The organism is Streptomyces sp. H27-H5 (assembly GCF_026627505.1).
Taxonomy (GTDB): Bacteria; Actinomycetota; Actinomycetes; order Streptomycetales; family Streptomycetaceae; genus Streptomyces.
In genome coordinates this window covers 42,212-59,722 of sequence record NZ_JAPNLK010000044.1, presented here as the reverse complement: position 1 = coordinate 59,722, position 17,511 = coordinate 42,212, and the positions used below count along the sequence as shown (strand labels likewise).

Annotated in this window: 26 protein-coding genes; all 26 read left to right on the top strand. The window is 72.9% G+C overall.

Annotated features, from left to right (window positions below; all coding sequences use genetic code 11):
• Positions 1-55 precede the first annotated feature (55 nt).
• The 26 genes from OTB19_RS22245 to OTB19_RS22120 all read left to right on the top strand — a co-directional run bounded on the left by OTB19_RS22245 (position 56) and on the right by OTB19_RS22120 (position 17,511).
• A complete protein-coding gene (locus OTB19_RS22245; protein ID WP_267800123.1) occupies positions 56-1,039 on the top strand; it encodes a mucin-2 in 984 nt (327 codons plus the stop codon).
• Entirely contained in the window at positions 1,036-1,740 is a 705-nt protein-coding gene (locus OTB19_RS22240) for a cell surface glycoprotein (RefSeq protein WP_267800122.1), read from the top strand. The genes OTB19_RS22245 and OTB19_RS22240 overlap by 4 nt, the downstream gene beginning before the upstream one ends.
• A complete protein-coding gene (locus OTB19_RS22235) occupies positions 1,737-2,204 on the top strand; it encodes a hypothetical protein (protein WP_267800121.1) in 468 nt (155 codons plus the stop codon). Before OTB19_RS22240 ends, OTB19_RS22235 begins: the two co-directional genes overlap by 4 nt.
• Positions 2,204-2,371: a hypothetical protein gene (locus OTB19_RS22230; protein ID WP_267800120.1), complete on the top strand. Its 168-nt coding sequence runs from the start codon at positions 2,204-2,206 to the stop codon at positions 2,369-2,371. The genes OTB19_RS22235 and OTB19_RS22230 overlap by 1 nt, the downstream gene beginning before the upstream one ends.
• Before the next feature lie 117 nt (positions 2,372-2,488).
• Positions 2,489-3,004, top strand: a complete 516-nt coding sequence (locus tag OTB19_RS22225) for an HNH endonuclease signature motif containing protein (RefSeq protein WP_267800119.1) — start codon at positions 2,489-2,491, stop codon at positions 3,002-3,004.
• 2 nt (positions 3,005-3,006) lie between these two features.
• Positions 3,007-3,495 carry a single-stranded DNA-binding protein gene (locus OTB19_RS22220; protein WP_267800118.1) on the top strand — a complete coding sequence of 163 codons (489 nt, stop codon included), beginning with the start codon at positions 3,007-3,009 and terminating at the stop codon, positions 3,493-3,495.
• Between the two features lie 97 nt (positions 3,496-3,592).
• A complete protein-coding gene (locus OTB19_RS22215; protein WP_267800117.1) occupies positions 3,593-4,261 on the top strand; it encodes a hypothetical protein in 669 nt (222 codons plus the stop codon).
• Positions 4,258-4,485, top strand: a complete 228-nt coding sequence (locus tag OTB19_RS22210) for a hypothetical protein (RefSeq protein WP_267800116.1) — start codon at positions 4,258-4,260, stop codon at positions 4,483-4,485. Before OTB19_RS22215 ends, OTB19_RS22210 begins: the two co-directional genes overlap by 4 nt.
• Positions 4,482-5,276 (top strand): hypothetical protein, encoded by a 795-nt coding sequence (locus OTB19_RS22205; RefSeq protein WP_267800115.1) that lies wholly within the window; start codon positions 4,482-4,484, stop codon positions 5,274-5,276. Before OTB19_RS22210 ends, OTB19_RS22205 begins: the two co-directional genes overlap by 4 nt.
• Positions 5,273-5,539: a hypothetical protein gene (locus OTB19_RS22200; protein ID WP_267800114.1), complete on the top strand. Its 267-nt coding sequence runs from the start codon at positions 5,273-5,275 to the stop codon at positions 5,537-5,539. The genes OTB19_RS22205 and OTB19_RS22200 overlap by 4 nt, the downstream gene beginning before the upstream one ends.
• A 17-nt stretch (positions 5,540-5,556) precedes the next feature.
• Positions 5,557-6,399: a hypothetical protein gene (locus tag OTB19_RS22195; protein ID WP_267800113.1), complete on the top strand. Its 843-nt coding sequence runs from the start codon at positions 5,557-5,559 to the stop codon at positions 6,397-6,399.
• Positions 6,400-6,565: 166 nt separating this feature from the next.
• The gene (locus OTB19_RS22190; protein WP_267800112.1) at positions 6,566-7,426 is read left to right on the top strand and encodes a hypothetical protein; all 861 of its coding nucleotides are present in this window, start codon (positions 6,566-6,568) and stop codon (positions 7,424-7,426) included.
• 55 nt (positions 7,427-7,481) lie between these two features.
• The gene (locus OTB19_RS22185; protein WP_267800111.1) at positions 7,482-7,835 is read left to right on the top strand and encodes a hypothetical protein; all 354 of its coding nucleotides are present in this window, start codon (positions 7,482-7,484) and stop codon (positions 7,833-7,835) included.
• 55 nt (positions 7,836-7,890) lie between these two features.
• Positions 7,891-8,217: a hypothetical protein gene (locus tag OTB19_RS22180; protein ID WP_267800110.1), complete on the top strand. Its 327-nt coding sequence runs from the start codon at positions 7,891-7,893 to the stop codon at positions 8,215-8,217.
• A 57-nt stretch (positions 8,218-8,274) separates the two neighbouring features.
• Positions 8,275-8,769, top strand: coding sequence for a hypothetical protein (locus tag OTB19_RS22175; protein ID WP_267800109.1), 495 nt, complete (start codon positions 8,275-8,277; stop codon positions 8,767-8,769).
• A gap of 83 nt (positions 8,770-8,852) precedes the next feature.
• Positions 8,853-9,251, top strand: a complete 399-nt coding sequence (locus tag OTB19_RS22170) for a hypothetical protein (RefSeq protein ID WP_267800108.1) — start codon at positions 8,853-8,855, stop codon at positions 9,249-9,251.
• Between the two features lie 149 nt (positions 9,252-9,400).
• On the top strand, positions 9,401-9,943 hold the full coding sequence (locus OTB19_RS22165) for a helix-turn-helix domain-containing protein (RefSeq protein WP_267800107.1): 543 nt from the start codon (positions 9,401-9,403) through the stop codon (positions 9,941-9,943).
• A gap of 4 nt (positions 9,944-9,947) precedes the next feature.
• Positions 9,948-11,201, top strand: coding sequence for a PBSX family phage terminase large subunit (locus OTB19_RS22160; RefSeq protein ID WP_267800106.1), 1,254 nt, complete (start codon positions 9,948-9,950; stop codon positions 11,199-11,201).
• Positions 11,198-11,374: a hypothetical protein gene (locus OTB19_RS22155; RefSeq protein WP_267800105.1), complete on the top strand. Its 177-nt coding sequence runs from the start codon at positions 11,198-11,200 to the stop codon at positions 11,372-11,374. The genes OTB19_RS22160 and OTB19_RS22155 overlap by 4 nt, the downstream gene beginning before the upstream one ends.
• Positions 11,361-11,828, top strand: coding sequence for a phage portal protein (locus OTB19_RS22150; RefSeq protein ID WP_267800104.1), 468 nt, complete (start codon positions 11,361-11,363; stop codon positions 11,826-11,828). Before OTB19_RS22155 ends, OTB19_RS22150 begins: the two co-directional genes overlap by 14 nt.
• Positions 11,829-11,852: 24 nt before the next feature.
• Positions 11,853-12,848: a hypothetical protein gene (locus tag OTB19_RS22145; RefSeq protein ID WP_267800103.1), complete on the top strand. Its 996-nt coding sequence runs from the start codon at positions 11,853-11,855 to the stop codon at positions 12,846-12,848.
• A gap of 18 nt (positions 12,849-12,866) precedes the next feature.
• Complete coding sequence (locus OTB19_RS22140; RefSeq protein ID WP_324290534.1) at positions 12,867-15,083, top strand: phage minor capsid protein; 2,217 nt, start codon at positions 12,867-12,869, stop codon at positions 15,081-15,083.
• 8 nt (positions 15,084-15,091) lie between these two features.
• Positions 15,092-15,262, top strand: coding sequence for an Rmf/CrpP fold protein (locus OTB19_RS22135; protein WP_267800102.1), 171 nt, complete (start codon positions 15,092-15,094; stop codon positions 15,260-15,262).
• 106 nt (positions 15,263-15,368) lie between these two features.
• A complete protein-coding gene (locus tag OTB19_RS22130; protein ID WP_267800101.1) occupies positions 15,369-16,127 on the top strand; it encodes a hypothetical protein in 759 nt (252 codons plus the stop codon).
• A gap of 20 nt (positions 16,128-16,147) precedes the next feature.
• Complete coding sequence (locus tag OTB19_RS22125; RefSeq protein WP_267800100.1) at positions 16,148-17,110, top strand: major capsid protein; 963 nt, start codon at positions 16,148-16,150, stop codon at positions 17,108-17,110.
• Positions 17,110-17,511 (top strand): hypothetical protein, encoded by a 402-nt coding sequence (locus OTB19_RS22120; protein ID WP_267800099.1) that lies wholly within the window; start codon positions 17,110-17,112, stop codon positions 17,509-17,511. Before OTB19_RS22125 ends, OTB19_RS22120 begins: the two co-directional genes overlap by 1 nt.

Here is a 17,511-nt window from a genome sequence, read left to right as displayed (position 1 = left end):
GAGCCGACCGGCCCCTCGCCCCGGGTGCCCCATCCCCGACAGGAGCACAACCCCCGTGACCTGGTTCAAAGTCGACGACACGGCGCACACGAACCCGAAGTTGCTCAAGGCCGGTAACGCCGCCCTCGGCCTGTGGGTCCGCGCGGGCGCCTACGCCGCGCAGCACCTCACCGAGGGCGTGATACCGGGCGTCGTCGCCCAGCTGTACGGCACCGCGCCCCAGTGCCGGAAGCTGGTCGCGTCCGGCCTGTGGCACGCCCACGGCCACAGCTGCGGCCGGTGCCAGCAGCCGCCCGCCGGCGACTACGTGATGCACGACTTCCTGACCTACAACCCGACCAAAGCGCGGGTCGAGGACGACCGCGCCGCCGCCGCCGAGCGCCAGAAGCGGGCCCGAGACAAGGCCGCCGAGCGCCAGAAACTCGCCCAGGAGTGGGCCGAAACGCAGCGGAACCAGGAGCGTAATCCGCTCGATCCGTCGGCGAATCGTCCGCGAATCGACGACGATCCGATGCCGGAAAATCTCGAATCGTCCGCGAATCAGATCGAGTTTCCGGAAGACATCGCAGGTCAGGGCCATGGGTCACACCGTGACGGCGAGGACCCGTCACGGTCCCCCCGTCCCGACCCGACCCGACCCGCTGTACCTCCTACGGAGGTACAGCTAGCTAGCTACGGCTCGACCCCGGCCGTGCCCCCGAACGTCGTCCCGTTGCGTGACGCGCTCACCGCCGCCGGGATCGTCGTCGAGTGGTCCCTCGAAACGGCCGAGTGGTTCCGGCTTGAGGCGATCGTCGCGAGGACGGCCGTCGCCGCCCTGGTCGAGCACGCCCGCGGGCAGTTCGGCCGCGCCCGTACCCGCCCGAGGTCGGTCCGGTACTTCCTGCCCGGATGGACCGCGCTCCCGCCCGTCGCCTCCGGCGCCCCGACCGCGCCCGGTGCCGACGTGATCCCCCTCGACGCCGCCCGCCCCGGTCGCGTGGCCCGCGCCGCCGACATGTTCGCCGCCGCCCTCAACCCCCAGGAGAACGCCCAGTGATCCGCGAAGAAGTGGCCGCCCTGCTCGCCTACGCCGTGCGCCTCGACCCCCGCCTCGCCCCCGCCGACCAGGCCGAGGCCGACGAACGCCTCGCCCAGTGGTTCGACCTGCTCGCCGACGTACCCCCGACCGCCCCGCACCCAGACGGCCGCGACTGGCACGCCGGCCACGTCGTCCGCCACCACATCGCGAGCAGCCCCTACCGCATCCAGCCGAGCGACGTGTCGCGCCCGTGGCACGCGTTCAAAGCCGACGTGCTCGGCCGTCACACCGACCCCGTGCCGCCGGTCGATCCGGACAACCACAGGGCGTACCGCGACGCCCTCGCCAGCACCCGGACCGCCATAGCCACCGGACAGGCCGCGCCGTCGGTGTACCGCGAGTTGACCGGCGGAAGCACCCGCGACGAGCGGAACGAGTTCGCCGCCGCCCGCCTTGCCGCCCTCGGCGACTACATGCCGCGCACCGTCGCTGGCGCCCTCGCCGGGTTCCGCAAGACGCGGGCCGAGCGCGAGCGCCGCGCCGCCGCCAACCTGCCCGACCCGCTCGACGTGACGTGCCCGCACCCGCCGTGCCGCGCCCGCGCCGGTCAGCCGTGCCAGCAGGGCGGGAAGCGGCGCACCGACCGCGCCACGCCGCACCCGTCGCGCCTCGACCTCGCCACCGCCCAGCACTACGCCCCGAGGGAGCCGGCCGCATGAACCCGACCAGGAAGCACCCGGACCGCGCACCGCACCGCCGCCGCGCCAAGGCGACCGACCGCACGAAGAACACGGGCGGGTTCCGGATCACGGGATCATGGGACCAGCGCCCCGACCGGCCCGCGGTGAAGCCGACGCAGGACCGCAAGGCCGCCCGCCGGATCGCGCGCGAGATGGCCGACCAGGGCGCGTACGTCATCGTCGAGGAGCACCACGGGTACGGCCGGTGGTCGACGTGGTTCGAGGTCGACGGCCCCGCCCAGCTCGCCGCCGAGGCCGAGGCGCACCGCCGGGCCGAGGAGCAGCGCCGGGCCGCCGAGCAGGCCGCAGCCCGCCGCCGCGCCGCGACCGAGCGGGCTGAGCGCGACCTCGACGCCCTCGCCCGCATGATGGTGCGCCCGCCGGTCGCCCGCGAGCAGTGCGGACGACGCGAGGCGCGGCACGTGACCGGCGGGCAGCGATGATGCCCGACGCCGCCCTCGCCGCCATCCGTGCCGCCGTCGAGGTCGCCCACGGCAACGGCCTACAGGGAGCCGAGGACGTGGCCGAGGCCGTCGCCGGCGAACTCACGGCCGTGGGGTGGACGCTCACCCTCGACGAGCCCGAGAGCGACGCCCCGGCCGCCGCGTAGCCGCAGAACAGGGGGGCGTACGCATGGCCCCGCGCGCCCCCCTGTCTGCTAACTTTCTGTCCTGACAGAAAGTCTGTCTGTCTGGCGAGACCCATACATCCCGACGGAGGTACATCCATGGACCGGCCCACCCCGGCCGCCCGGTTCGCCGCCAAGGTGAACCCCGCGGGCCCCTGGTCCCTCCGCCGGGACTGCCCCGGCCCCTGCCACCTGTGGGACGGCGCCCAGAACGAGAAGGGTTACGGCTCGTTCTGGATCGCCGGCCACACCGTCAAGGCCCACCGCTACGCCTACGAGCAGGCCAACGGCCCGATACCCGCCGGCCTTGAGGTCGACCACCGGTGCCGCCGCCGCGAATGCGTCGCCCCCGGCCACCTCGACGCCGTCACCCACCGCGTGAACGTCCTCCGCTCGACCAACCACGTCGCACAGCGAGCCGCGGTCACGCACTGCCCCGCCAGTCACCCCTACGACCAGGCGAACACCATCCGCGCGAAGGACAACACGCGGAAGTGCCGGGCGTGCAAGAACGCCGCCGCCCGCGCCGCCCGCGCCCGAGCCCGCGAGGACCGCCTCGCCACCGTCGCGCCCATACGCCCCCGCACCGCCCCCACCCTCGAAAGGGCCGCATAACCATGAGTGGCGAGACCACCATCACCATGACCGGCAACGTCGTTGCCGACCCCGAACTCAGGTTCACCCCCGGCGGCGCTGCCGTCGCGAACTTCCGCATGGCCAACACCCCCCGGAAGTTCAACCGCCAGTCCAACGAGTGGGAAGACGGCGAGCCGCTGTTCCTCGGCGTAGCCGTATGGCGCCAGCAGGCCGAGCACGTCGCCGAGTCCATCAAGCGCGGCGACCGCGTGATCGTCGTCGGACGCCTCACCCAGCGCCAGTACGAAGCCACCGACGGCAGCAAGCGCAGCAGTTACGAGATCCAGGCCGAAGAGGTCGCGCCGTCGCTGCTCCGCGCAACCGCGGCTGTCACCAAGGCGACCGGCAACGCCCAGGGAGGCCAGCAGCCCGCCCAGCAGGCGTACGGCCAGCAGCAGCACCAGGGATACGGCCAGCAGGCCCAGGGCGACCCGTGGGCGACCCAGGGAGGCAACGAGCCCCCGTTCTGACCAGGCCCCGCGACCGGCCGCGCGTCCGGTCGCGGGCCCTCCCGCGCGCGTGAGCACCACCTCGACCCCCTCGGACCCGAGACAGGAGCACAACCCCATGAGCCGCATCCCCAACGCCGTCGCCGTCGCCTCACTCGACACTCACCGCCTGGTCGTCACCGTGCCGAACGAGGGACCGGCCGACGTGGCGTGCAACCTCCCCCGCCCCGTGGCCGCCGACATCCTGCGACAGCTCGCCAACTCCCTTGAGAGCCCCGCCGGGGCGTGCGACACGGCGTACGCGACCGGCGAACCGTGCCCCCTTCACGACGCCCCCGCACCGCGCCCGACCGGCCTTGCCGCCCTGCTCGACGCCGTCGCCGCCCAGCTGCCCGCCGACGACCCCGACCTCGCCGCCCTCGGCCTCGCCGCCATGACCACGCCTGAGCAGCGCGACCAGGCACAGCAGCCGGCGACGGATTGGGTCGCCGACGTACGGAGCGCCCTCGCGTTCAACGCCGAGGCCAGTCACCCCACCGTGATCACGCTGCGCGACGTACTGCTCGACGACGCCCCTCGCACGCCCGAGCAGGCCCTCGCCGCCGCCCTGGTCCTGCTCGCCGCGCACACCCGCGAACTGTCCACCCTCGCCCGCCGCGACGCCGACGAGTACCGCGACGAGCACGGGGTCAACCGGCGCACGCGCGGCCTGCTCACCGGCATGGACAGCACTCGGAAGCTGCTCGACCGGCACGCGACCGGCCTCGACGCCCAGGTCACCCAGTGAACGGCGCAGCGTGGGCGATCGTCGTCGCCCTGGTCCTCGCGTCCGGCGTGCCGCTCGGCCGGTGGGCGTGCCGACGCGACCCCGGCCCCCTCGCCCGCAACCGCGCCCGCGCCCGCGACACCGACCGCGCCCTGTTGCGCCTCGCCAAGGGGGAAGGCCGATGCCCCCGCGGCTGCACCACATGCCAAGTGCTCACCGAACGCGCCAAGGAGAACGACCGATGACGACCACCGAGCCGCGCCGCCGGCGGCACTCCCGCACCAAGGGACGCGACCACGAGCGCAGCGACCGGCGGGCCGGGCTCGACATCCTGCTCGCCCGCGCCGACCGAGGCCGCCTCTCCCGCACCGAGGCCGCCCTGTTGCGCGAGTACGTCACCGAGGAGCAGCGCACCGCCGACGAGTCGCGCAAGGCGAACGCCGGGTCGACGCGCGCCCTCGACCGGCACCGCGCCGCCGCCGAGGCCGCCATCGTCGAGGCCGAGCAGCGCGCCGAGCAGGCCGGGGAGATAGCGCGCGCCGCGCACCAGTGCAGCAACGAGGCCGAGCGCCACCGTGCCGCCGCCGAGCGCACCCTCGACCGCGTGCGCGACCTCGCGCACCGGATGCGCGCCGGTTCCCCAATGGGGGCCGCCGCCGTCTACGCCGAGCGCATCGAGCAGGCCCTCGACGGCGACCGCGACGCCCTCGACGCCCAGCAGACCGCCATACACGCAGCGTTCGCCGACCGTGCCGAGTCGATCGAGGTACGCCTCGCCGAGCAGAAGCGCGACCACGACATCGCCCTCGCCACGGTCGAGGAGCGCGCCCGCCGCCTCGGCGCCGCCATGCAAGGCACCGTGGACCACTACCGCGACCAGGCCAAGGCCGCCGAGCAGCAGGTCGCCACCGTCCGTACCGCCCTGCCCGACGAGCCCCGGCCGCGCCTCGGCCTGCCGAACGACCTCGCGTACGCCAACGGCCGCCACGACCTCGCCGAGCGCGTTCTCTACGCCCTCGACCAGGCCACGACATGACCGAGGAGCAGCCGGCCACGGCGCCGGACATCGACCCCGAGCAGCTGCGCGCCGCCGTCGAGCAGCTGGGCAAGGCACTGCGCGCGTGGGCCGAGGCCGTCGCGCCGGTCGTGCGCGCCGCCGCCCAGGCCCTCGCCCAGGCCGCCGAGGCCGCCCGTAACGCCCGCCCGGACGACTACGCCCTCGCACCGCCGCCGGTCGCACCGCGCGACCGTCCCGCGTGGCAGTCCCCGTACGGGCCCGCCCGCCCCCGCAAGCACTGAGCACAGGAGCAGCCACCATGACGACCCCCCTCGATCACGCCGCACCGCCGGTCGCCCGCCGTGCCGCCGTCGACCTCGCCGCCGTGCGCGAGCAGTGGGGCGACCTGCTCGCCGCGATCGGCCGACGACCGGCCGCCGAGTGGCCGCCGCGCGACTCCCGCGCGTACATCGACGGACACCTCGCCGAGCAGGCCGACACCGTCGAGGACGAGCAGCCGGCGGCGACCGTCGGCCGGCTCCCCCTGCTGCTGCGCGAGCACCCGGCCCCGCTCAACCTCGACGCCCTCGACGCCGCAATCGAGGTCGAGGGAGCACTGTTCGACCTCGCCGACGCGGTCGCCGAGTACGTGCAGCGCCCCATACGACCGGCGCGCGACAGCCGCGGCCGGTTCGTCCCCGACCAGGCCGACGCCGCCGACCCCGGCCGGTGGCACCTGCCCACGCACCGCGACACCGGACCGGCGAGCGCCACCTCGGCAGGCTCGCGCGCGTTCGGTCTGCACTGGGCCGCCGTGTGGCTTGAGGGCCGGGCCCTCGACGAACCGGCGGGCGATCTGTTCGAGGCGATGCCGGTCCGGCTGCTGGACCAGGTCGCGACGGCCGCCCGCCGGTCGCGCCGCACGGTCGAGCGGGCCCTCGGCCGCGACGGCCGGTCGACGACGCTCGCCGAGCCGTGCCCGTGGTGCGGGGGGTGCCTGACCGGCCGGACCCGTCCGGGAGGCGAGCCGGTCGTCGCCTGCTCGACCGGCGCAGCGTGCACCGCGCCCGCCGACGGCCGCCGGTCCGGAGAGTGGCGGGGGGCCGACCTGGTCGCCCTGTGGGTCGCCCTCGCCGACGCCCGGCAGCAGCCTGCCGCGTAGGGGCCGGTCCCAACTAATCGGGGGTGTCGAGCAGTTGCTCGGCACCCCCTTTGTGATCCGACTTCTGAATCGACTTGTGAAGTCACTTCAGAAGTGGTTACAGTGCTCCCACAACAACAACACGGCGGACCTCACCCGCCACCACCAACCAAGGGAGCGACCCCCAATGAACGCCAACCACCGCACTCGGTACCACGTCGGCATGAACGAGATCGGCCTCGACCCCGAGTACCGGATCGAATGCCTCGGCGACCTCGACGGCGCCCGCGCATGGCTCACCGCCGACATCGAGAACACGGCCGAGGACGCCGAGGACGACACCGAGTTCGACGCACTGCTCTGCAAGCTCGCCGAGATGCCCGACGCCGAGATCGTCGGCGAGTGGATGTGCGACGCGTACACGTTCTGGGTGCGCGCCGTCGAAGACTGCGCCTGCCCGTGCGACTGCGCCGAGACTGGCCACGCCGACGAGTGCGACGGCAAGCACAACCGCGAGGCCGCGCCTGAGCCCAAGCTCGCCGAGCCCGACGAGCAGGGCCGTTCCGCCTTCAAGATGCACGGCACCGAGTACCGAGTCTTCAACACGGCCAGCAAGCCCCTTGACGGGTACTGGACCGTCGAGCGCGTCGCCGCCGACGGATCGTCGCTCCCGATGCGCGAGTACGTGTTCGGCGCCCAGAAGACCCGCGAGGGCGCGTTCGCCCGCGCCGTCGAGAAGCTGCGCCCGTACGGCGTGATCACCTTCCTGCCGCAGCGGTACCGCACGATCACCATGGACCAGGACGACCAGGACCGCGAGGAGTACCCGAGCGTGACGCGCGACGGGTGGGTCTGCGCGTGGTCGACCGCTGGATACACCGTCGTGTTCGAGGACGGCGTCGAGCGCGGCATCGTCTGGCCCGGAAACCCGATCGAGGCGAGCGTCGCGGGCACCGACGGCCGACAGCACGACCTCGACGGCGAGTGGAAGTTCTACGAGCAGGCCGTCGCCGCCGTCCGCGCGCACGTCATCGACAACCGCGCCTGACCGACCACCGAGGGGGCGCCCCGCGCGGGCGCCCCCAACCCCGAAGGGACACACGATGTTCGTCGAGTTCTTCCCCGTGGTCGTGACGGCGCTCCCCGCCGACGAGGATCACGCCCCCCTGCTGGTCGACCCCGCCGCCGCCCGCATCGTGCGCGCCGAGCAGGTCGTCGAGGGCGACACCGTCCTCGCGTCGTTCGCGGCCGTGGGCAAGCGGATGCCGACCGCCGACTACTTCAACGACCAGTACGCCGCCTACCCGATGCCCTACGACCCGACGTGCGGGTGTGGGTCGTGCGCCACCATGGCCGACCACGAGGGACCGGTCGTCAACCTCGGCGACAACAACCCGTGGGCCGTGTGCGACCCGTGGCCCGCCGCCGACCTGGTCCTGATCGTCCCCGCCACCTGACACCGCCCAGGGGCCCGCCCACCGAGGGCGGGCCCCGCCAAGGGAGAGAACCCCTGTGGAGACCTACGCAGTGCGCGGCGCCGCCCTCAAGACGACCGGCCACTACCGCCGCCCCGGAACCCGAGAGCTGTTCTGCGGGCGCCTCGCGGGCGGGCGCAACGCGATCTTCGCCGCCGTGCGCGGGTGGCACCTGTGCAAGCGGTGCGTACGGGCCGAGGCCCGCGACCGCGCCGAGGCCGCCGCCGTCGCCACCCAGTGGCGCACCGAGGTAACGCGTGCCCCGCGCGGCACCGCGCCCGTGACGGCCCATCTCCGCCCCGTACAGCTCGCCCTCGACGGCGTGCCACACCTGCCCGAACAGGTCGCCCTGTTCGCCGCCTGACAGCCCCGCCCGCCCTCGCCCGAGGGCGGGCCCGACCACCGACAGGAGCACCACCACATGAGCACCAGCGACCAGCAGCCCGGCCCCGACGAGAGCGAGCCAGGCGCACAGCCGGTTTCGTCGGTCGAGATCAGCCGACGCGTCCGGCGCCACCGTGAGGCGAGCGACCGGCCCGCCACCGAGAAGTTCCGCGAGCAGCTGCTCGGCCTGCTCGCCGAGCACGAGCGACAGGTCGTCGCCGAGCGCGCCCTCGCGGGCGACCCCAACCCGACCGACACCGACCCCCTCGAATACGTCTACGAGATCGCCGAGCACTACGCCCAGCGCGAGCAGCGTCCCGACTACCTCGCCCGCCTCGCCGACGAACTCACCCTCGACGACGTGCGCGCGCTGCGCCTCGCCGGGGAGGCCGCCAAGGCCGCGACGCCGTTGGTCATCATGGCCGAGACCGCCCGCGGTAAGGAGGTTCCGCAGATCGCGGACGAGATCGGCCTCACCGAGTCCCGGGTGTACGCGATCCTGCGCAAGCAGCGCGCCGCCGGCGAGGAGTAGACCCGCACATACAGCGGGCCCGCCCGGTTCCTCACAAACCGTATGGGCGGGCCCTGACCACCGAATTGGAGCGACCCCAACCGATGGCTACCAACAACCCTACCGACCGGCCGAAGCCCAAGAAGTCGGGCCCGCCCGCAGCCGGCGACCGGCCGTCGCTGCGCATCGACGACGACCTCGCCGCCGACCTCGCAACGATCATGCGCGTGCATCCGACGTTCGCCGACGCTGTCCGACAGGCCGTCGGACAGCTCGCCACCACCTACCGGACCGCGTGGGCGCACCAGGTGTGCCCGCCAGACGCCGCGCCGGTCCTGCTCGCCTACCAGCTGGAGGACCCGGCGAAGCTGCGTCCGACGCGGCCGGTCGGTGTCCGACTCCCCGGCCCGCCGTCCGGTCGGCAGCTGCGACCGGCGTACGCCGAGGCGCTGCTCGCCGAGTCGCCCGCGCGTCCGGACGCGGAGCGCCCCGCGCGCGCGTGATCGTTCCGGGTTGCGCCGTTATCGGTTCGTGACCTAAAGTCGGGACCGACCTCGGCGTGCCCGGAAACGGACGCCCCACCGAACGCCCCGCCGCAACGCACACCAGCGGCGGGGCGTTCGCATGTCCTCGGCGAGGGGGGTGACCGCGCGTGGCTCGACCCATCGACGACAACGACCGCGAGCAGGTGCGCACCCTTCACGCCCAGGGCAAGAGCCGGAACCACATCGCGAAAGCGATCCGCCGGTCGCCCTCGACCGTTTCCAAGATCGCCGCAGCGTTCGAGCCCCCACTCGTGTTCGACCGCGCCGCCGAGGTCGCCGTCGCCACCGAGGTACGCCGGGCCGACCTCGCGTCACGGCGGACCGACCTCGCCCTCACCCTGCAATCCGACGCCGAGCAGCTGCGGGCGCAGCTGTGGGAGCCGTGCACCATCGGGGCGTTCGGCGGGAAAGACAACGTCTGGAACGACACCCGGCTCGACCGGCCCACCTTCCAGGACCAACGCGCCATCCTCGCCGCGACCGGAACGGCGATCGAGAAGTCGCTCAAGCTCGCGCCGGTCGAGGGCGGCGAGGGCGTCGAGCAGGTCAAGAGCATGTTGGGAGCCCTCGGCGACGCTCTGACGCGCGCAGCCGGCGACGACGACGACGACGACGACGGGGGCGCCGACGGGGGCGCCGACGGGGGGTGAGCCGGTGCTCGACCTCGACCGTCTGCCCCTCTCCCGTAAGCAGCTGCGCAGCATCGGACAGGCCACCCGCCGTATCAACATTTGGCACGGGTCGGTTCGGTCCGGAAAGACGATCGCGAGCCTGCTCGCGTTCGTGATCGCCGTCGCCGGGGCGGGCCCGTCCGGCCTGATCATCATCTGTGGCCGGTCGCTCCAGACCATCGAACGGAACTGCCTCGAACCCCTGCAAGACGCTGCGCTGTTCGGGCCCCTCGCCCGGCACATCGTGCACACCCGCGGGGCGACCACGGCGACGATCCTCGGCCGCACCGTCCACCTGATCGGCGCCGCCGACGCACGGGCCGAGGGCCGCCTACGTGGCCTTACCGCCCAGCTCGCGTACGTGGACGAGGGCACCCTCTTGCCCGAGGGTTTTTTCGTGCAGCTGCTCGCCCGCCTGTCCGTGCCGGGCGCGCGCCTGTACCTGACCACGAACCCCGACAGCCCGCGCCATTGGCTCAAGACCGGCTATCTCGACCGCGCCGCCGACCTGAACCTCGCGTCGTGGCATTTCAAGCTGTCCGACAACCCGTCATTGAGTGCCGAGTACGTCGCGAGCCTCGCAGCCGAGTACGTCGGACTCTGGCGCCGCCGGATGATCGACGGCGCATGGGTCGTCGCCGAGGGTGCGATCTTCGATATGTGGGACGAGGGTCGCCACGTCGTCACCCAGCTGCCGGACATGCGCCGGTACTGGTGTGGCGTCGACTACGGCACCACGAACCCGTTCTCGGCGATCCTGCTCGGCGAGGGTGTCGACGGCCGGCTGTACGCCGCCGCCGAGTGGCGCCACGACTCCCGCGCCGCGCACCGCAGCATGACCGACGCGCAGTACAGCGCCGCCGTGCGGAAGTGGCTCGACGGCCTCGACATCACGCCCGAGTGGACGTTCATAGACCCGAGCGCCGCCTCTTTCTCAACCCAGATGTGGCAGGACGGACACCCCGGCCTCGCCCGCGCCTCGAACGAGGTCGCCGACGGAATCCGCAGCGTGTCGAGCCTGCTCGCCGCCGACCGGCTGCTCGTACACGAGTCGTGCGAGGGACTGCTCGGCGAACTGCCCGGCTACAGCTGGGACCCCAAGGCCACCGAGCGCGGCGAGGACGCCCCGTTGAAGGTGGACGACCACTCAGCCGACGCACTGCGCTACGCCGTCCACTCGACGGCGCACGAGTGGCGGCACCTGCTCACCGCGCCGAAGGAGACCGCCGCCCCATGATCGGATCGTTCACCCTGCCCGTACGTTTCAGCGTTGGCGAGCACACCGTCGAGGTAGGCGACCTCACCCTCGCCCCCGGCGAGCAGCTGCGCCCCGCCCTCGCCGCACTGTTCCGCGAGGCCGCCGACGCGATCGAGACCGGCGAGGAAGGGGGCGACGATGGCACTCCCTGACCAGGGCGCAGCGTGGCCGCCTCCGGCGTGGGCCCCGCTGTACGACGCGATGCGCCTCGACGACGCGTGGTACAGCGGCGACCGGCAGCGTCTCGCGCGCGTCTACGGCAACCACAAGCGACCGACCGAGCGCCGCCGCCTGTGGGGGCGAAAGCCGTTCGAGAACCGGCCCGACCGGCGCGACAACCGCCTACACGTTCCCCTCGCCGGCGACATCGCGTCGACCTCGGCCGACCTGCTGTTCGCCGACATGCCGACGATCAAGGTCGAGGACACGACCACACAGGACCGCCTCGACGTACTGCTCGACGAGGGCCGCGCGCAACAGGCGTTCCTCGGCGCCGCCGAGCAGGCCGCCGCCCTGTCCGGGGTGTTCCTCCGGGTGACGTGGGACCGCGACCTAGCATCGCGCCCCCTGCTCACCGTCATGCAGCCCGACGGCGCCGTACCCTAGTTCCGGTTCGGGATGCTGCGCGCCGTGAACTTCTGGCGCGAGCTGGACGGCTCGACCGAGTCGACCGTGTGGCGGCACTTCGAGCGCCACGAACCCGGCCGCATCGTCCACGCCCTGTACGAGGGGAGCGGCGACCGCGTCGGCCGCCGGGTGCCGCTCACCGAGCACCCCGACACGGCCGACCTGGTCGACTCCCTCGACCTCGACGGCGAGGGCGACAGCATCGCGACCGGCATCCGCGACCTGACCGCCGCGTACGTGCCCAACATGCTGCCCAACCGGCTGCACCGCGGTTCCCCGATCGGACGCTCGGACTACGCCGCGCCGATCTACGACATGTTCGACAGCCTCGACGAAGTGTGGACATCGTGGATGCGCGACATCCGCCTCGCCCGCGCGCGGCTGATCATCCCGGACGGGTACATGCGCAACGAGGGACCGGGCCGGGGTGCGTCGTTCGACGACGACCGCGAGGTCTGGCACAGCCTCAAGATGCCGCCCAACGAGGGTGCCGGGATCACCCTCGCTCAGTTCGATATCAGGGTCGAGGAGCACCGAGGCAGCGCGGAAGCGATCATGCGACAGGCCGCCCAGGCCGCCGGTTACTCGCCCCAGTCGTTCGGCCTCGACGGCGAGGGACAGCCGGTCACCGCGACCGAGGTCGACAGCCGCGACGCCCGAAGCATGGTCACCCGGCGGAAAAAGGCCGGGTACTGGCGACACGGCGTCGCCGACATGAGCCACGTCATGTTGCAGCTCGACGCGAAGCTGTTCGGGAGCCGCATCACGCCCGCCCGCCCGCGGGTGGAGTTCGGCGACGGCGTCGCCGAGAGCGAGCAGGCGACCGCGACCACGCTCGACCTGCTCGCCCGCGCGGGCGCAGTGTCGACCGCAACGAAGGTGAAGATCCTCAACCCGACGTGGGACGACACCGCGGTAAAGGCCGAGGTAACGGCGATCCTCGCCGAGACCGGAGCAGCCGCACCGGACCCCGTCGGCAGCTTCCCCATGGCCGCGTGACCGACGGGGGGTGAGCCGGTGCCCATCCACCCGGGCATGGTCGAACCCCTCGCCGAGCGCACCCGCGACCTGTACGCGGGGGCCGAGGAACGCCTACTCGGCATCGTCGCCCGGCAGCTCGCCGCCGGCCTCGACGCCCCAGGGTGGGCCGAGCGGAAACTCGCCGCCGTCCAGCAGCTACGCCGCGCCTCACAGGGCGTCGTCGATGAGCTGGGCAAGGCCGTGACCCTTGAGGTTTTCGACGCGGTCGCCGAGGCGTACAACGAGGGACACCGCGCCGCGGTTGCCGAGATCGGCGCACTGTCCGACGACGCGCGGGCCCTGGTCGACGACGTGACCCCGAACGCGCAGTCGGTCGACCGGCTCGCACAGGAAACCGTCGACCTGGTCACCTCGACGCACCGCTCGATTCTGCGCGCCGTGGTCGACCGCTTCCGGGCGATCGTCGCCGAGGTCACCGCAACGCCCCTACTGGGCACCGGCACCCGCCGACAGGCCACACAGGACGCCATGCGCCGGTTCGCCGACGAGGGCATACGGTCGTTCGTCGACCGCGCCGGTCGCCGATGGCAGCTCACCAGCTACGCGGAAATGGCCGTGCGCACCAGCGTTGCCCGCGCCGCGACGGAAGCGCACATGCGCACCCTGTCCGACGCCGGTATCGACCTGGTGTACGTGTCCGACGCGCCGCGCGAGTGCCCGCTCTGCCGCCCGTGGGAGGGCCGCGTACTGGCCATCGACGGCCCGACCGGCGAGCGCACGGTCGAGGTCGAGCACGCGATCGAGGACGGGCACATGATCCCCGTACGGGTCGCCGGAACGCTCAACGAGGCACGCCTCGCGGGATTCCAGCACCCGAACTGTAGGCACTCCGTATCCGCCTACACCCCAGGTCTGACAACGATCGAGCAGGCCAAGAGCGACCCCGACGGATACGAGGCCGGGCAGCGACAGCGCGCGATCGAGCGGAACATCAGGAAGCACCGCAAGCGCGAGGCCGCCGCCGTCACGCCCGAGGCGCAGCGCGCCGCCCGGCTCAAGGTCAGGCAGTGGCAGGGCGCCATGAGGACGCACCTCGCCGCCCACCCCGACCTACGGCGCAACCGCGCCCGCGAGCAGCCGGGCGCCTCGAACCTGCCCAAGAAGAGGACCGAGGCGACGCCCGAGCAGGTCGACGCCGCGCGCGTGTGGTCGGGCGACGAGCAGACCCCGCGCGAGATGAGCGACGATCAGCTCGCCGCCGCCATGCGCTCGAACCTGCTCGACGACCGCGCCCGCGCCAGGATCGAGGCCGAGGCAGACCGCCGCGACCTCGACGACCTGCTCGGCCGCATCGCGCCGGGCGGCACCCTCGCCGACGACCTGACCGGGTTCGGCGACCAGGAACTCGCCCGCGCCTTCCCCCACCTCGACGACGGCGACGCACTGCGCGTCATGGCCGAGATGGACCGGCGCGACCTCGCGGGCCGTCTGCCGGGGGTGTCTCCCGGCCTGGTCGGCCTGTCCGACCACGACCTCGCCGCCCGCGCGCGGGGGGCCGATCCGGACACGCTCGCCCTGATCGCCGCCGAGGCCGCCCGCCGCGACCTGCTCGGCCGTCTGTTCCCCGGCGGGCAGCTGCTCGGCGACCTGTCCGGCGTGGGCGACGACGAACTCGCCTGGTGCATGTCGTACGCGACCAACGAGGAACTACTCAGGATCGCGGCCGAGATGGACCGGCGCGACGCCGTCGACATGCCGCAGCCGGCGGCGACCGGCGACGCGGTCGAGGACCTGCTCGCCGACCGGAACGCCCTCGCCGACGCCCTCGCCCCCGCCCCGAACCCCGACGGGTGGGGAGCCCTCGCCGACGACGCCGTATGGGCCGCCGCCGTGGGCGACGACCAGGGCGGCACCGCGCCGGATCAGGAGCACGACGACGAGCCGCGGATCACCCGCCGACAGGCACGGGAGCTGTACGACGATTACGTGTATCTCCAGTACCTCAAGGCAGAAGAGGACTGCCGCGGTTACCTGCTCAACAAGAAGGCCACCGCCGAGAAACGCGATCCCGCCGCCCTGTTCCAGGGGCCCGCACGCATCGCGCACGCGCACGCCTCGGACGAACTCAAGGAGTGGTGGGCCGCCAACGGGCGCATGACGCAAGCCGAGTTCGTCGAGCAGGCGACCGGCAAACCGCAGCGCTGGGCCACCGCCGCCCGGTTCAATGAGTCCAAGGAGCAGCAACGACGGTAGGGGGCAGCGTGGGCACGCGCGAAGAGATCGCCGAGGCGATCCTCAAGGGGCGGACAGCAGGCGAGACCGGCCAGGAGCCGACAGCCTGCCCGTACCCGCGTGACTCGATCCTCCGTACGGCGTGGGTCAAGGGCTACGCGCCCGCCCGCCGCGCGCGCGAGAGCAGCGCCGCCGACTAGCACACACCACCGACAGCACGACCGAGGGGCCCGCCAGGTGCGGGCCCCTTTCGCATGTCCGAACGCGCCCGCCAGGAGCGGGCCCGACGCACCAGGAGTGCACCCCTTGAACACGCGCACCCTCGCCCGCCGACGCCTTGACGGCGCCGGATGGGCCCACCCGTACCCGCTGAACCCGTTCTCTCCGGTCCTGTACGCCGACGGCGGACAGGGCGACGGCGGGGGCGGCGACGGCGGACAGGGCGACGGCGGCACCGGCCAGCAGGGCGACCCGAACGGCCAGCAGGGCGGGCAGGTCCCGCCCCAGCAGAAGCCCGCCGCGCCGCCGCAGCAGCAGCCCGCCGAGGGCGACGAAACGACCCTCCCCCCGTGGGCACAGAAGGCACTCACGGACGCCCGCGCCGAGGCCGGTAAGGGCCGCATCACGGCGAAGCAGAAGGCCGCCGACGACGCCCGCGCCGAGATCGCCCAGCAGATCGGGAAGGCCCTCGGCATCGTCCAGGACGACGGCCCGCCGGACCCCGCGAAGCTGACCGAGCAGGTCGCCGACCTCTCCGGACAGCTGCGCGCCGCCCGCTCGGAACTCGCCGCGTACCGCAGCGCCGGGACCGAGGGCGCCAACGCCTCGCGCCTGCTGAACAGCCGGTCGTTCGTCGACAAGCTCGCCGCCCTCGACCCGACGGCCGAGGGGTTCGCCGAGCAGCTGAAGAAGGCGATCACGGACGAGGTCGCCACCGACCCCGACCTGTACCGCGCCGCGCCCGCCGGGCCGTCGCGCGGCGGCGCCGAGTTCCAGGGCGCACCGGCAGGCGACCGCAAGCCCGCCACCCTCACCGACGCTATCGCCGCCCGTCTGGGCGGCTGAGACCCCAGGAGTAACCGCACATGGCCGTGACCCTCGCTCAGGCGAAGCTCAACACACAGGATGACGTCGACCTGATGGTCATCGACGAATTTCGCAAGTCGTCGTGGCTGCTCGACGCCCTTCCGTTCGACGACGTGGTCAACCCGGCGGGGGGCGGCGCGACGCTCACCTACGGGTACACCCGGCTGATCACTCAGCCGACCGCCGGTTTCCGCGCGATCAACAGCGAGTACGAGAAGACCGAGGTTACGCGCCAGCGGTACACCACGGATCTCAAGGTTCTGGGCGGCGCGTTCCAGATCGACCGCGTGCTCGCCAACATGGGCCCGGCCGCGTCCGGTGAAGTCAGCCTTCAGATGTCGCAGAAGATCAAGGCGGCGAACGCGACTTTCAGCGACGCCGTGGTCAACGGCGATTCGGCGGTCGACGCCGATTCGTTCGACGGCCTCGACAAGGCCCTCACCGGCAGCACGACCGAACTCACCCTCGGCACTGCGACCGGCTACGACTGGTCGGCCGTCAACTCCCAGGTGACCGGCATTTCCGCGCTCAAGCACCTTCGCCGGCTGTACGCCAAGCTGGACGGCGCCCCGACCGCACTCCTGATGAACGCCGACGCCCTCGCGGCGCTGGAGACCATCGGCGACTTCGTGTCGCAGCTGGGCACCCTCGACGCGTTCGGCCGCACCATCACCACGTGGCGCGGCGTGCCGCTGGTCGACCTCGGCGCCAAGGCGGGCAGCAACGACCCCGTGATCCCGACCGACGGCACCGCCGGTACGACCGACATCTACGCGGTGCGGATCGGCCTCGACGGTTTCCACGGCATCAGCACCACGGGCGGCGCCCTGGTCCGTCAGTGGCTCCCCGACTTCTCCAGCGCGGGCGCCGTCAAGACTGGTGAGGTCGAGATGGGACCGGTGGGCGTCGCCCTCAAGGCGACCAAGGCCGCCGCGGTTCTGCGCGGCGTGAAGGTGGCGTGATGACGACCCTTCACAGCCCCGTGGAGGGGTTCACAGGCGACGGCCCCGCCGGGCTCAAGTTCCGCAACGGCAAGGCCACCACGGACGATCCGGCGGTCATCGCGTACGCGCGCCGCCGGGGGTACGGCGTCGGCCAGTCCGCGCCGGACCGGTCCGAGCCGGTCGAGCCGGTCGACCCGCGCGAGGTCGAGGTCGAGCAGGTCGGTACCGCGCTGCGCGATGCAGCGGTCGACCCACTGCCGAGCGACCAGAGCGCACCGTCCGGGGCCGGCGAGGTCAACCCGCACGGGCCCGAGTCCGTCGCCCCGGGCATCGCGGCCGAGCCGGTCGAGGCACCCAAGCGCAAGCCGCGCCCCGCGCCGCGCCGCAAGGCCGAGCAGGGCACGAGCGACGGGGGGTGA